The 14,887-nt window shown below is 60.2% G+C and carries 11 protein-coding genes and 1 riboswitch; of the genes, 1 reads left to right on the forward strand and 10 read right to left on the reverse strand.

What is annotated here, in order from left to right:
- Positions 1-38: 38 nt before the first annotated feature.
- From rluA to SERAS12_RS03395, 3 genes are all read right to left on the reverse strand, one after another.
- Positions 39-689: a bifunctional tRNA pseudouridine(32) synthase/23S rRNA pseudouridine(746) synthase RluA gene (rluA, locus tag SERAS12_RS03385; RefSeq protein ID WP_013811472.1), complete on the reverse strand. Its 651-nt coding sequence runs from the start codon at positions 687-689 to the stop codon at positions 39-41.
- A 54-nt stretch (positions 690-743) separates the two neighbouring features.
- Positions 744-3,650 carry an RNA polymerase-associated protein RapA gene (rapA, locus tag SERAS12_RS03390; RefSeq protein ID WP_013811473.1) on the reverse strand — a complete coding sequence of 969 codons (2,907 nt, stop codon included), beginning with the start codon at positions 3,648-3,650 and terminating at the stop codon, positions 744-746.
- A gap of 269 nt (positions 3,651-3,919) precedes the next feature.
- On the reverse strand, positions 3,920-6,283 hold the full coding sequence (locus SERAS12_RS03395; RefSeq protein WP_013811474.1) for a DNA polymerase II: 2,364 nt from the start codon (positions 6,281-6,283) through the stop codon (positions 3,920-3,922).
- 183 nt (positions 6,284-6,466) lie between these two features.
- Here SERAS12_RS03395 and SERAS12_RS03400 point away from each other — a divergent pair, with 183 nt between their 5' ends.
- Positions 6,467-7,234, forward strand: coding sequence for a DedA family protein (locus tag SERAS12_RS03400; RefSeq protein ID WP_013811475.1), 768 nt, complete (start codon positions 6,467-6,469; stop codon positions 7,232-7,234).
- A gap of 146 nt (positions 7,235-7,380) precedes the next feature.
- On the opposite strand, the gene ilvN is transcribed toward SERAS12_RS03400, so the two are convergent.
- From ilvN to sgrR, 7 genes are all read right to left on the reverse strand, one after another.
- Complete coding sequence (ilvN, locus tag SERAS12_RS03405) at positions 7,381-7,674, reverse strand: acetolactate synthase small subunit (RefSeq protein WP_013811476.1); 294 nt, start codon at positions 7,672-7,674, stop codon at positions 7,381-7,383.
- A gap of 3 nt (positions 7,675-7,677) precedes the next feature.
- Complete coding sequence (ilvB, locus tag SERAS12_RS03410) at positions 7,678-9,372, reverse strand: acetolactate synthase large subunit (RefSeq protein WP_013811477.1); 1,695 nt, start codon at positions 9,370-9,372, stop codon at positions 7,678-7,680.
- A 111-nt stretch (positions 9,373-9,483) separates the two neighbouring features.
- A complete protein-coding gene (gene ivbL, locus SERAS12_RS26150; protein WP_208295193.1) occupies positions 9,484-9,600 on the reverse strand; it encodes an ilvB operon leader peptide IvbL in 117 nt (38 codons plus the stop codon).
- A gap of 88 nt (positions 9,601-9,688) precedes the next feature.
- The gene (thiQ, locus tag SERAS12_RS03415) at positions 9,689-10,393 is read right to left on the reverse strand and encodes a thiamine ABC transporter ATP-binding protein ThiQ (RefSeq protein ID WP_013811478.1); all 705 of its coding nucleotides are present in this window, start codon (positions 10,391-10,393) and stop codon (positions 9,689-9,691) included.
- Positions 10,380-11,987 carry a thiamine/thiamine pyrophosphate ABC transporter permease ThiP gene (thiP, locus tag SERAS12_RS03420; RefSeq protein ID WP_013811479.1) on the reverse strand — a complete coding sequence of 536 codons (1,608 nt, stop codon included), beginning with the start codon at positions 11,985-11,987 and terminating at the stop codon, positions 10,380-10,382. The genes thiQ and thiP overlap by 14 nt, the downstream gene beginning before the upstream one ends.
- Entirely contained in the window at positions 11,963-12,949 is a 987-nt protein-coding gene (gene thiB, locus SERAS12_RS03425; RefSeq protein WP_013811480.1) for a thiamine ABC transporter substrate binding subunit, read from the reverse strand. Before thiB ends, thiP begins: the two co-directional genes overlap by 25 nt.
- A gap of 55 nt (positions 12,950-13,004) precedes the next feature.
- Positions 13,005-13,130, reverse strand: a riboswitch (TPP riboswitch).
- Positions 13,131-13,167: 37 nt separating this feature from the next.
- Complete coding sequence (gene sgrR / locus SERAS12_RS03430) at positions 13,168-14,829, reverse strand: HTH-type transcriptional regulator SgrR (protein WP_013811481.1); 1,662 nt, start codon at positions 14,827-14,829, stop codon at positions 13,168-13,170.
- Positions 14,830-14,887: the final 58 nt, after the last annotated feature.

Consider the following 14,887-nt stretch of genomic DNA (forward strand, 5'->3'; position numbering starts at 1 on the left):
GTAGGGGCCCAGCATGCTGGGCCCGTTTTAAATGCGATTCAGAAATCCGGCTCGGCGCGGAAATGCATCGGCGTCTGGAATGCCGGATGGGTGATGCGCAGTTCCTGCGCATGCAGTTGCAATCGCGGTGCCATTGCCCTGGCTTCGGGGTGCGCATAGAACCCATCGCCGAGGATCGGGTGGCCCAGCGCCAGCATATGCACACGCAACTGATGAGAGCGGCCGGTGATCGGCGTCAGTTTTACCCGCGTACTGCCATCGGCATCGCGCGACAACACCAGATACTCGGTTTGTGCCGCTTTGCCGGTTTCGAAACACACCTTCTGCAGCGGCCGGTTCGGCCAGTCGCAAATCAGCGGTAAATCCACCACCCCTTCATCGTGCTCCAGATGGCCCCATACGCGGGCGATATAGCATTTCTTCGGCTCGCGATCGCGGAACTGACGTTTGAGCTCACGCTCTGAGGCCTTGTTCAGCGCCACCACAATCACCCCGCTGGTTGCCATATCCAGGCGATGCACCGATTCGGCTGCCGGAAAGTCCGCCTGAATGCGCGTCATCAGGCTGTCTTTGTTTTCCGGCGCGCGGCCGGGCACCGACAGCAGGCCGCTAGCCTTGTTGACCACGATAATGTGCTCATCCTGATACAGAATATGCATCGGGTCCTGAGGGGGATTGTAGGGTTCCATCTTGGCTCCGCTGAAAGTGACCGTACGGGGAACCGGAGTTCCCCGTAACGCAGGTTACTGGTGAGTGACCACCACCAGACGGATAGCGTCCAGACGCCATCCCGCTTCATTCAGGTTGACCAGCACCTGTTTACGGTTGAACTCCAGCGCTTCCACTTCGTCATCACGGATGTTCGGGTTAACCGCCTTCAGCGCTTCCAGACGCGCCAGTTCGGTGCTCAGCTTGTCGTCCGCTTCCTGTTTCGCCTGTTCAATCAGCGCGCGCGCCTGGTCTTCAACCAGGCTTTCCGCCTGTTGCAGCATGGCGTGTACGTCCTGCTGTACGGCGTTGACCAGCTTGCTGGAGGTATGGCGGTTGACTGCGTTCAATTGGCGGTTGAAGCTTTCGAATTCGACCTGCGCCGCCAGGTTGGTGCCTTTGCGGTCCATCAGCATGCGGATTGGTGTCGGTGGCAGGAAGCGGGTCAGTTGCAGGTGTTTCGGCGCCTGCGCCTCCACCACGTACACCAGTTCGACCAGCAAGGTGCCGACCGGCAGCGCCTTGTTTTTCAACAGAGACACCGCACAGCTGCCGGTATCGCCGGACAGGATCAGGTCCAGGCCGTTACGGATGATCGGGTGTTCCCAACTGACGAACTGCGCGTCTTCACGCGACAGAGCCTGCTCGCGATCGAAGGTGACGGTGCAGCCGTCTTGCGGCAGGCCAGGGAAGTCCGGTACCAGCATGTGATCGGAAGGCGTCAGCACAATCAGGTTGTCGCTGCGATCGTCCTGGTTGATGCCGACGATGTCGAACAGGTTAAGCGCAAAGCCCACCAGATTGACGTCGTTGTCCTGATTGGCGATGGCCTCCGCCAGTGCCTGAGCTTTCTCGCCGCCGTTGGAGTGCATTTCCAGCAGGCGATCGCGGCCCTGCTCCAGTTGCGCCTTGAGGTGGTCGTGCTGTTGGCGGCAAGCGTGAATGAATTCGTCCAGCCCTTCATGTTCGGTCGGCGCAGCCAGGAAGCCAAGCAACTGCTCGTAGCCGCTGTCATAAATGGTGCGGCCGGTCGGGCAGGTGTGCTCAAAGGCATCCAGCCCTTCATGGAACCAACGCACCAGCACCGCCTGAGCGGTGTTTTCCAGGTACGGCACCATGATTTCAATTTCATGCATCTGGCCGATACGGTCCAGACGGCCGATACGCTGCTCCAGCAGATCCGGGTTGAACGGCAGGTCGAACATGACCAGGTGGCTGGCGAACTGGAAGTTACGGCCTTCGGAACCGATCTCCGAGCACAGCAACACCTGGGCACCGTCTTCTTCTGAGGCGAAGTAGGCGGCGGCGCGGTCACGCTCGATAATCGACAGCCCTTCGTGGAACACCGCGGCGCGGATCGCTTCACGCTCACGCAGCACCTGTTCCAGTTGCAGCGCGGTGTCGGCCTTGGCGCAGATCACCAGCACTTTCTTATCGCGGTTGGCGACCAGGTAGTCCAGCAGCCACTCTACGCGCGGATCAAAGTTCCACCAGGTGGCGTTCTCGCCTTCGAACTCCTGGTAGATTTGCTCCGGGTACAGCATGTCGCGCGCGCGTGCTTCAACCGTTTTCTTCGCCCCCATGATGCCGGACACTTTGATTGCAGTCTGGTACTGGGTCGGCAGTTGCAGCTTGATCTGGTGCAGATTGCGGTGCGGGAAGCCTTTAACGCCGTTGCGGGTGTTGCGGAACAGCACGCGGCTGGTGCCGTGGCGGTCCATCAGCATGGTGACCAGTTCCTGGCGCGCCTGTTCTGCACCCTCGGCGTCGCTATTGGCGGCCTTCAGCAGCGGTTCGATGTCCTGCTCGTCGATCAGTTCGCCCAGCATGTTCAGCTTGTCATCGGCCAGACGCTCGCCGCTCAGCAACAGGGTGACGGCATCGGCGACCGGGCGGTATTTTTGCTGTTCGCTGACGAATTCTTGGTAATCGTGGAAACGGCTCGGATCCAACAGGCGCAGACGGGCGAAGTGGCTTTGCTGGCCAAGCTGCTCCGGGGTTGCGGTCAGCAGCAGTACGCCGGGGATGTGTTCCGCCAGCTGTTCGATGACCTGGTATTCGCGGCTCGGCGCGTCTTCGCTCCAGGCCAGGTGGTGGGCTTCATCGACCACCAGCAGATCCCACTGGGCGTCCGCCAGCTCTTCCAGGCGCTGCTTGTTGCGGCGCACGAAGTCCAGCGAGCAGATCACCAACTGTTCGGTTTCAAACGGATTGCTGCTGTCGAGTTTGGCTTCCGAATAACGGCTGTCGTCGAACAGCGAGAAATAGAGGTTGAAGCGGCGCATCATTTCGACCAGCCACTGGTGTTGAAGCGTTTCCGGCACCACGATCAGTACGCGCTCGGCGCGGCCCGCCAGCAGTTGCTGATGGATGATCATCCCGGCTTCGATGGTTTTCCCCAGACCGACCTCATCCGCCAGCAGTACGCGCGGCGCATGGCGCTGCCCGACTTCATAAGCGATGTGCAACTGGTGGGGGATCAGGCTGGCCCGCATGCCGCGCAGGCCGGCGAACGGCAGGCGATACTGCTCGCTCTGGTATTTACGCGCGCGAAAACGCAGGGCGAAGCGATCCATACGGTCGATCTGGCCGGCAAACAGACGGTCCTGCGGCTTGCTGAAGGTCAGTTTGCTGTCCAACAGCACTTCGCGCATCGCCACGCCGCTTTCCTGGGTGTCCAGGCGGGTGCCGATATAGGTCAGCAGGCCGTTATCCTCTTTGACCTCTTCTACCTGCAGCTCCCACCCTTCGTGGTTACTGATGGTGTCGCCCGGATTGAACATCACGCGGGTGATTGGCGAGTCACTTCTGGCATAGAGGCGGTTTTCACCGGTGGCGGGGAAAAGCAGGGTAACCATGCGCACATCCAGCGCCACGACGGTTCCCAGACCTAATTCGCTTTCCGTATCGCTGATCCAGCGTTGACCAAGTGTAAAAGGCATATGTTGTTGGCTCGATTCTTTTTAAGTAAGTCTTGTTACCGGGCGGGAAGGGCCGCGGCACCTGTATCAAACGTTTGCTAATCCCGGTTTATTTTAATTTGACGGGCAATAGCTGTTCACGCCATGCGGGCGTCGCGAGACGGCATGGGCGCAGCGTGGTTCAGAATTTGGGAAGGGCGCTATGGTAATGGAAGGCGGCGCGTTCGTCACCTGCAAAACCCGATGATTTTTCTTAACCCTTCGCCAAAGCCTGCATGGCGGGTGCAATGTCAGAATAGCCCCATCTGCCCGGTGACCAGCGTGGTAAAATCGTCATGCAGAAAAGGGAGTATAGCGTCTGCCACCGGTTGCAATTGGCGGTCCAGATAATGCTGGTAATCAATCGCCGACTGCTGGGTCTCCAAAGGCTCCGGCCCGGCCACGGTCATGACGTAACTGATCCAGCCGCCGCTCTGGTATTGCAGCGGTCGCCCCTGTTGACGATTATAGTCGTCGGCGATACGTGCTGCGCGGACGTGCGGCGGCACGTTGCGCTGATACTCTTCCAGTTTCCTGCGCAGGCGCTTGCGGTAGACCAGCCGATCGTCAAAGTCGCCGTTAAGCGTTTTGCTGACGTATTCACGCACAAAATCCTGATACGGCTGCTGTTTGAATATGCGCTGGTACAGCAACTGCTGGAACTGTTGCGCCAGGGGTGTCCAGTCGGTACGCACCGTTTCCAGCCCTTTGTAGACCATTTCTTCGCTGCCGTCGGCTTTGACGATCAGCCCGGCATAGCGCTTTTTGCTGCCCTGCTCGGCGCCGCGGATGGTGGGCATCAGGAAGCGCGAGTAATGGGTTTCAAACTCCAGTTCCAGCGCATTCTCCAGCCCGAATTGCTGCTGAAGGTGCTGCTGCCACCAGTGGTTAACCTGTTGCACCAGCGCTCTGCCAATCTGCGCCGCCTGCTGTTCGCTGTGCGGTTGCCTGAGCCAGACGAAGGTGGAATCGGTGTCGCCGTAGATCACCTGATAGCCCTGTGCCTCGATCAGTTCGCGCGTCTGGCGCATGATCTCATGGCCGCGCAGGGTGATCGACGATGCCAGGCGGGGATCGAAAAAGCGGCAGCCGCTCGATCCCAACACGCCGTACAGCGCGTTCATGATGATTTTTAAAGCCTGGGATAACGGCTTGTTCTGTTGGCGCTTTGCCGCTTCGCGTCCTTGCCAGATCTGTTCGACGATCGCCGGCAGGCAGTGTTTGCCGCGCGAGAAACGCGCGTGGCGAAAACCGGGCACCGAATCGGCATCGCCCGGGTGCTGCATGCCTTCCACCAGCCCGACCGGATCGATCAGGAAGGTGCGGATGATCGACGGATACAGGCTTTTGTAATCCAGCACCAGCACCGAATCATACAGGCCGGGTTGGGAATCCATGACAAAGCCGCCGGGGCTGTGTTCCTCCGGCTGCTCGCCGAGGTTGGGCGCCACAAAGCCCTGCCGGTGCATGCGCGGTATATACAGGTTACTGAACGCGGCCACCGAGCCGCCGCTGCGGTCCGCCGCCAGCCCGGTGACGGTCGCACGCTCCAGCAAGAAGGTCAGCAGCTCGGCTTTGGCGAAAATCCGCGTGACCAACTCGCAGTCCTTCAGGTTGTAGCGTGCCAGCGCCGGTTTGTCTTCGGCGAAGCGCCGATCGATTTCCGCCATCCGCTGGTAGGGGTTATCGATGGATTTGCCTTCTCCCAGCAGCGCCTGCGCTACGTATTCCAGGCTGAAGGAAGGGAAGTTCCAGGTGGCGGATTTCAACGCTTCTATACCGTCGATAATCAGCCGCCCGGCGGCAGAGGCGAAAAAGTGATTTTGCTTGAAGCCGTGCTCGCGCCACTCCAGCAGGTTGCCGCCACGGCCCAGCCGCAGAGGGATTTGATAGCGCTCGGCGTGTTTTTGCAGTACGCGCAAATCGAACTGCACCAGGTTCCAGCCGATGATGGCGTCCGGATCGTGCCGTTCCAGCCATTGATTCAGCCGTTCCAACATCTGTGGACGGCTGGTGCAGTATTCCAGCTCGAAATCCAGCGGTTCATTGCCGTCGTTGACCGGCCCCAGCATGTACACCTGGCGTTGGCCGCAACCTTCCAGCGCGATTGAATACAGCTCGCCGTGGGCGGTGGTTTCAATGTCCAGCGAGACCATTTTCAGCGTCGGGCGATAATCCGGCGCCGGTTTCATCTGGCCGTCGAGCAGGGGGCCGCTGCCGTTGGGTCGGCCGCTGAACCACACCGGCGCAGTGATAAAACGCTCCATCAGGTAGCGTTCCGGCGGGCGGATATCGGCTTCGTAGACAGTGATGCCGCCGTCTTTCAGCAGCTTTTCCAGTTTGATCAATTGACGGTGCTGACGGCAATACAGCCCCAGCACCGGGCGGTGATGGAAATCGGTCAGCGGCAGGGTTTTCAGCTCCAGTTGCCGCTCTTCACGCAGCAACAGCTCAGCGCGCTGGCGCTGTTCGGCGGGGATAAAGGCCACGGAGGTTTGCGGAGGCAGGCGAAGTTGCTGCGGCCCGTGGTCGGTCGCCAGCCAGAACTCCACCTCGGTACCTGCGGGCGTATCGCGCCAGTGGCGGGTGAGCAGAAAACCCTGTTGGAGTGACATCACGCGGTTCCTGAGAAGCTAAACTGAAAAGGGATAGGCATAAGTTACAGTATGGGTTTTTATACAGTATTTGTCCATTGCCGGGCGGTTCCGCTAAAAACGCATACAATTCATCGGTTGACTCACCTCCGGCCGCACCGGACAATCCCACGCCCACGCGCTTTTGATAACGAGTAGAGGTTTATGGAAGCCTATTTGCAGCATTTGATCACCCAGTCATTGGCTTTCACTCTGATGGTCGTCATGTTTGTCGCGTTCCTGGAATCGCTGGCACTGGTGGGGTTGCTGTTGCCGGGAACGGTAATGATGGCCAGCATCGGCGCGCTGATTGGCAGCGGCCAGGTGGATTTCTATTACGCCTGGGGGGCGGGGATCCTCGGTTGCCTGCTGGGGGATTGGATCTCGTACTTTATCGGCCGTGCTTTCAAGGGGCCACTGCACCGCTGGTCATTTCTAAAAAAGAACAAGGCGATGCTGGACAAGACCGAGCACGCGCTGCATCAACACAGTATGGCGACCATTCTGATTGGTCGTTTTGTCGGCCCGACGCGCCCGCTGGTGCCGATGGTGGCCGGGATGCTCGATCTGCCGCCGTACAAATTCGCCCTGCCTAACATTATCGGCTGCATCACCTGGCCGCCGGTCTATTTCTTCCCGGGTATTTTGGCCGGTGTGGCGATAGACATTCCTGCCAGCGCCAACAGTGCGTTATTCAAATGGTTGCTGTTTGCGGTGGTGGTGCTGATTTGGCTGGCCGCCTGGTTGAGCTGGCGTTGGTGGCGTGAAGGCAAGCGCAGTGCCGATCGGCTGAGCACCTGGCTGTCGCCGGTGCGGTTGCGGATGGCCTGCGTGCTGAGTTGGGTGCTGGCGTTCGGTACCTTTTACTCCCTATACCAACAGCCGTTGATGCCGGTGTATCGGCATCTGCTGTGGAAGGTGCTGGCCGGCTGATGCCGGACAGCAAATTTTATCCCCTATGGATTTCATGCGACAGCTAGGCGGCAAGAACCTAAACTCCCGGAGCTTACTTAGGTAAGTGACTGGGGTTTAGGGACGCAGCCAACAACGCTGCCGCTTGAAATACGACGGGGATATCATTATTGGAAGAACGTTTCCAACTGTTCAAACACCCGCACATCTTCGCTGTGGCGTTTCACCTGCAGCACGTCCTCGAGTTTTTCTACCTGGCTGATCATTTGCACCAGCCGTTGATCGTCCGCCACCAATAGCCAGATGCGGCTCTGCTTGCCGTCTTTCAGCGGCATGCACAGAATGCCTTCCACGTTGAAGGCGCGGCGCGCAAACAGACCGCACACGTGCGACATCACGCCGGGATGGTTGCGGACCGCCAGTTCAAGGATCACCTGTGGATTATTGTGTTGTTCTGACATGGCTTATTCTCCAATCATGTCGATGTTGGCGGCGCCCGGCGGCACCATCGGGAAGACTTTTTCATTGATATCGATCAGCGCGTGGATCAGGCACGGGCCAGGGCGTTGGATCGCCTCGGCCAGCGCGGCCTGCGGATCTTCTGCGGCGTTCAGATCGCAGGTGTCCAGCCCGAAACCGGCGGCAATCTTGATAAAGTCGGTGCGTTGCGGGTAGGCGGCGGCAAAGATGCGCTGCTGGTAGAACAGGGTTTGCTGCTGATGCACCAGCCCCAGCGCCTGATTGTTCATCAGGATAATCTTCACGTCCAAATCGTGCTCGACGGCGGTAGCCATTTCCTGAATGTTCATCATCAGGCTGCCGTCGCCGGAGAAGCACAGCACCTTGCGCTGCGGTTCGGCCAGCGCTGCGCCGATAGCCGCCGGCAGGCCGAAGCCCATGGTGCCCAGGCCGCCGGAGGTCAGCCACTGGCGCGGCCGGCTGAGTGGATAGGCTTGCGCCACCCACATCTGATGCTGGCCCACGTCGGTGGTGATGATGGCGCTTTCATCCACGCAGCGCGCGGCGGCCAGCACCAGCCCATAGTGGCTCAGCGGATCTTCGGCGTTCGGCATGCTGAACGGGAACTCGCGTTTCAGGCCGTTGACGGTGTCCAGCCACTCGCTGCGCGGCTGCGCTTCAACCTGCGGCAACAGTTGTTGCAGCACCTGGCCGACGTCGGCATGAATGGCAATATTCGCTTGCTTCACCTTGCCCAGTTCGGCGCGGTCGATATCCACGTGGATGATGCTGGCGTTAGGGCAGAACTGTTCGGTTTTGCCAATCGCCCGATCGTCAAAGCGTGCGCCCAATACGATCAGCAGATCGGCTTCCTGCAGAATAAAGTTGGTGCTGCGGGCTGCATGCATCCCCAGCATGCCCAGTGACAGCGGATGCTGCACCGGCATGGCGCCCAGCGCCATCAGCGTCATGGTGGTCGGCAGGTTGGCGCGTTCGGCCAGCTCAATCGCTTGTTGGTAGGCGTTGGCGCAGATAATGCCGCCACCCAGATACAGCACCGGGCGCTTGGCCTGGTTGATCATTGCGGCAGCTTGAGCGACTGCTGCGGCCTCGAAGGCCGGCGCTGCGTCAGGCACCGCGACGGGCGGCAATTCATCCAGACTGATCACCGCCGTTTGTACGTCTTTCGGCACGTCAATCCATACCGGGCCGGGGCGACCGGATTCGGCGATGCGGAATGCGTCGCAGATCACCTGCGGCAGTTCGCGGATGTCGCGCACCAGGTGGTTGTGTTTGGTGATGGGAATCGAGATGCCATAGGTATCCACTTCCTGGAAGGCGTCGGTGCCAATCATTGAAGAGGGCACCTGGCCGGTGATGCACACCAGCGGGATGGAATCGAGTTTGGCGTCGGCGATGGCGGTGACCAGGTTGGTCGCCCCCGGCCCGCTGGAGGCGATGCAGACCGCTGCCTTGCCGTTGGCGCGCGCCATGCCCTGCGCCATAAAGCCCGCGCCCTGTTCGTGGCGAGCCAGCACGTGGTGAATGCGGGTGCTTTGGCTCAGCGCGTCATACAGCGGCAGTGCCGCGCCGCCGGGAATGCCGGCTACGGTGGTGATGCCCTGGCGCTCCAGCAAATGAACGATCAGTTCTGCGCCGGTGAAGCGTTGGCCTTGATGTGGCGTGCCCGAAATTGCCATGTTCCTATCCTTTCTCAGGGCCGGTTCGCTTTTCTGGGCAGGGGGCTAAAACAAGAAACCCCGCCCGGTTTGCGCCGGCGGGGTTTGGGAATCGATGCGTTGATTCGGACCCTACGGCGCATTGCCGACGACCACCACCACACGCACGACGACCATCACCGCGGCTGGTAGCGCGGTAACTAGTAGGGTCGAAGTCAGCGAGGATGCGATCACAGGGAACCTTATCATCAATAATAAAAGTCAGGTTTTTATAAAACCACAGGCGAAAAATTCGCACAACAGGTTTATTCGTCCAGCATAAAAAACGCGCTGCAGATCACGGTTTGTGCGAAATGCCCAGCACCCGGGCTTCCGGCGCGCTGCCGTCCAGCAGCGCCTGCGTGGAGCCGTCGTAATAAATCCGCCCGTCGACCACCAACAGGGTGCGCGGCGCGATGCGTGCGGCGTCATCCAGGTTGTGCGACACCATCAGCAGCGTCAGGTTGCGTTGGTCGCAAACCTCTTGCAACAGTTGCAGCATCTCATTGCGCAGCGCAGGGTCGAGCGCCGAGAACGGCTCGTCGAGCAGCAGAATGGGCTGCTGGCGAATCAGGCAACGAGCCAGGGCTGCGCGCTGGCGCTGGCCGCCGGAAAGCTGCGACGGCAGGCGTTGCAGATGCTCTTCCAACCCCACCTGGCGGGCAATCTGCGCCAACTGTTGTTGCTGGTCCGCGTTCAGCCGTAGCCCGGGGTCAAGGCCCAATCCGATGTTCTGCGCTACCTTCAGGTGGGCGAACAGGTTGTTTTCCTGAAACAGCATCGAGACCGGCCTTTTGGCCGGCGGCGTGCCGGTGTGGTCGCTACCGTTCAGCAGCAGCTTGCCGCTGGCGGCCGGCAGGAAACCGGCGATCAGGCTGAGCAGGGTGCTTTTACCCGCGCCGCTGGGGCCGAGCACCGCGACACGTTCGCCCGGCTGGATACGCAGGTCAAAGCGCATCGGCAGGTGTTCATACAAATAGGTCAGTTTTTCAAGCGTCAGCATGGCGCCCCGGTAAGCGTTCGATCAGGGTAAACAGCAGGAAGCACAGCAGCAGAAGCAACAGTGCGGTGACCGCGCCGTCATTGCTGCGATAGGCGCCGATCTGCTGATACAGGTAAAAAGGCAGGGTACGGAACTGCTCGTTGCCAAACAGGGCAACCACGCCGAAATCGCCGATCGACAGTACGCAGGCGAAAGCCAGCGCCTGCGCCAGCGGGCGGCGCAGCGCTTTCAGTTCGATCCAGCGCAGCCGCTGCCAGCCGTGCATACCCAGCGACAGGCACAGCGGGTTGTAACGCTCGGCCAGGTCTCGCATCGGGTTTTCCAGCACCTTCAGGGCGTAGGGTACCGCCATCAGCGCATTGGTGAGGATCACCAACGCATAGGGCGATTGCGGCAACCCGACAGTATCGCTCAACAGCAGGAAGAAACCGGTGGCCAGTACGATCCCCGGCATCGCCAGAATCACCATGCCGCTCAGTTCAAGCGTTTGGCCCCAGCGCAGCCGCTGTTTCAGCTTCAGTTCACGGCTGCTCCACAGCAGCATCATGGTCAACACCACGCACAACGCGCCGGCCCCGAGCGCGATACGCAGTGACGTGAACAACGCTTGCCACAGCACCTGCTGTTGCAGGACGTTGACCATCGTCTGATTGGCGCCATCGGCAATCACCGCCAGCAGCGGGGGCAGCAGCAACAGCAGGGCGGCGGCGATCAGCAGAAAATCGCTGGCGCGACGCCACAGGCTGTCTTCGGGATTGCGCCAGATGTGGGCCTGGGTACTGCCGACCGGCAGCGCCTGGCTCAGCCGCTGGCTGAGCACTACCAGGCTCAGACAGCACGCCAACTGGATCAGCGCCAGCAGGGCGGCGCGGCTGAGATCGTAGTCATAGCTGAGTGCCTGGTAGATCGCCAGTTCTATGGTGGTGGCCTGCGGCCCGCCGCCCAGTGACAGCACGGTGGCGAAGCTGGCGAAACAGAGCATGAAGATCAGCGCGCCGCTCGGCAGGATTTGGCGGCGCAACGCCGGCCACTCGACGAAGCGGAACTGTTGCCAGCCGTTCATGCCGAGCTGAGCCGCCAGTTGGCGCTGTTCGACCGGAATGTTTTCCAACGCCTGCAGCAGCAGGCGGGCGGCCAGCGGCAGATTGAAAAACATATGCGCCAGCAGGATGCCTTGCAGACCATAGGGGGAAAAACTGTAGTTGATGCCGAGCCAGCCGCACAGCAATGCCAGCCAGCCCTGCCGGCCATACACGCTGAGCAGGCCGAACACCGCCACCAATACCGGCAGCACCAGCGTCATGGCGCACAGCCGCAGCAGCAACAGCCGGCCGGGAAAGCGGCGGCGATACAGCGCGCGGGCCAGCGCGATGGCGGGTAGCACCGAGATCAGCGCGGACAGCAACGCCTGCCAGAAGGTAAAGCGGACTACGTGCCACAGATAGCTGTCCTGCCACAGGCCACGCCAATCGCTTTCCGGTGCGTGCCGCCACAGCGAGCTCATCGCCAGCGCGGCGACGGTCAGGATCAGGCCGGCGGCCAGCAGCCCCGGCCAGAGCCAGTGCGGGATCAGCGGCTGACGGCGGTTTGCCATGCCCGGATCCAGCTACCGCGTTGTTTGGCGACCTCTTCGGCGCTGTATTGCAGCGCGGTCTGGGGTACGGTCATTTGCTCAAAACCGGCCGGCAGTTGAGTCTTGATCACCGGGTACATCCAGTTACCGGTTGGAATGGTGTTCTGGAACGCCGGGGTCACCATAAACTGCATGAAGCGCTCCGCCAGCTCAGGCTGCTTGCTGGCCTTGAGCTTGCCTGCCACTTCAACCTGCAGATAATGGCCCTCGCTGAAGTTGGCCGCGGCGTAGCTGTCTTTCTTCTCTTCGATCAGATGATAAGCCGGGGAGGTGGTGTAGCTGAGCACCAGATCGCCTTCGCCTTTCAGGAACAGGCCGTAGGCTTCACTCCAACCCTTGGTGACGGTGACGGTTTTCTTCGCCAGTTTCTGCCAGGCTTCCGGCGCTTTATCGCCAAACACTTTCTGCATCCACAGCAGCAGGCCCAGGCCTGGGGTGCTGGTGCGCGGATCTTCGTAGATCACCTTCCAGTTTTGATCGCCGTTGACCAGTTCCTGCAGGCTCTTTGGTGGGTTCTTCAGCTTTTCTTTGTTGTAAACGAAGGCAAAGTAGCCGTAGTCATAAGGCACGAAGGTTTTATCCTGCCAGCCGCCCGGCACGCTCAGTTTGGCGCCGTCAACGCGGCTTGGCGCGAATAAACCCGTTTGTTGCGCGGCCTGCAGCAGGTTGTTGTCCAGCCCCAGCACCACGTCGGCGGTGCTGTTTTTCCCTTCCATGCGCAGGCGGTTAAGCAGCGAAACGCCGTCTTCCAGCGCGACGAATTTCAGCTCGCAGTTGCAGTCTGCTTCAAATGCTTTTTTCACCGCCGGGCCTGGGCCCCAGTCGGCCGCGAAGGAATCATAGGTGTAGACCGTCAACGTGGGCTTGGCAAACGCCGGTGCGGCGCACAACAACAGTAATAAGGGCAGGCTTTTTTTGACCACTTTGCACTCCTGAAAGATAAGGGGGCAAAGGTATCTGAGGGCGAGGTGATTACACCGGGTCGCTATGCTCAAATCCCTCCGCCGGTATTGACCGGATCAGGTTCGACGGGTTTGTTCTCAGCAAAACCTGCACGTCGCGTTTTCATCGCGCCGCCGCCGTTTCGCACCCCGTTGAGACGGCGCTATTGTAGAGATTAACGGGCGCCGGCGAAAGGCGCTTATGCTTCCGGCGGCGCAAACCAGGCGGATTTAAAATCAAACCAGCCAAGGGTGTTCATGCGCACACCGCGCATGCTGCGCTGGCCGTGCAGTTGCAGCCAATGATGAAACAGCGGGTGTAACTGGTGACCGCTGACCAACCGTTGGCAAAAATCCGCCAGCGGCAGGGCATTGGCGCGCCATAACGCCGCATCTGCGGCGAGATCGTCATTCATGCAATGCTGCATCAACGGCAACTCATACAGGGTGGCGAACAGCGAGAACTCCAGCGGCAGGTAGAAGTTGGCGCTACCCAGCCACAGATCGCTGGTGGCCTCTCCTTTATGCCAGGCGTCGTAGTTCACCGTCTGCACGTTAAGCCGTACCCCGTGCAGCGCCAGCAGCGGTTCAATTGCCTGCTCAATCGCCTGGAATTCCGAGTGCTCGCTGTAGTAAGTCAGCGTCAGCTCGGTTAACCCGGCCGGCTTTGGCTGCTGCGCCAGCGCACGATTGTGATGCCAGCGCGGCAGGATGCCATAGGCCGGTGACCAATAGCGCTGATAAACCGCTCCGGCATTGCTCAGCAGCGAGATGGGGTTAATCAGCTCGCACAGCCAACTGCGAATGGCCGGATCGGCCGCCAGAGGAGAGCGTTGATCGAACAGCAGGAAATAGCAGCCTTCCTCCAGCCGGCTTTCCAGCTCGTTGTTGCCGGTGTCATCCGCCTGCAACTGCACGCCGGAATGCACCAGGTCCTCGGTGATATCTGGCAGCACCCAGATATTGACCTCATCGATCAGTGCACGGTAGCCGAAGTAGTCATCGAAGGCGTGAATTTTCATTTGGCTGCGGTGGTTGCGCACCACGCTGTATGGCCCGGTGCCCACCGGATGGCGCGAGAACTCCGGCATGCTTTGCCACTCGCGCGGCAGGATCATGGCAGGCACGCTGCCCAGCAGCCAAGGCAACCAGTAATCGGGGCTGTGCAGGTGCACGTCAATCACGAAAGGCGTCGGTGAGGTTACGCTCTCGATATGTGAAAATAGCGGCTGAGGGATCAGACGAGTGAGGGAGCTGATCACATCGTCCATTTCCAGCTCGCGCCCGTGATGAAAATGTATCGCCGGGCGCAGATAAAAACGCCAGTGCAAAGGCGTCAGCGCCTGCCAGTGATGCGACAGGTCCGACTCCAGTTCCCCGTTTTCCTCGTTTATCCGCGTCAGGCCGCTGAAAATCTGCCGGGCCAGATGAGTTTCCGAGCGTCGTAGCGCAGAGCCGGGCAGCAGGTTGTACAACTGGCGATAATAGAGCACGCGCAAGATGTGTTTACCCTGCCGGAAACTGCGGCCAAGCTGGGACAGCAGCATCTGCCGCACCACGTTTTTATCGCCGACCAGTTGCACCAGCTGATCGATGCGGTCTTGCTCCAGCAGTTCCTCCGCTCGCTGCTGCTGCAGGGCCAGGCCGGTATAGTGGAAGGTCAGCCGCGATCGCTTGCCGCGCCCCGATTCCGCCTGCCAGGTCAGCCACCCTTGCTGTTGCATGGCGCCGAGCAATGAACGCACGTGACGGCGCGAGCAAGTGAGCACTTCGGCCAACTCTTGCAGCGTGGTGTCGGTGGTCTCGCCGTGGCAGCGCTGCCACAGGCGAATGAACTGCTGTTGCAAACGTGAGGTAGACATAAAAGAGGAACTCTCCGGCATCAACTCATCAATTTATCTTTCCCCATATTACGCCGAT

Source organism: Serratia sp. AS12, assembly GCF_000214195.1.
GTDB lineage: Bacteria > Pseudomonadota > Gammaproteobacteria > Enterobacterales > Enterobacteriaceae > Serratia > Serratia plymuthica.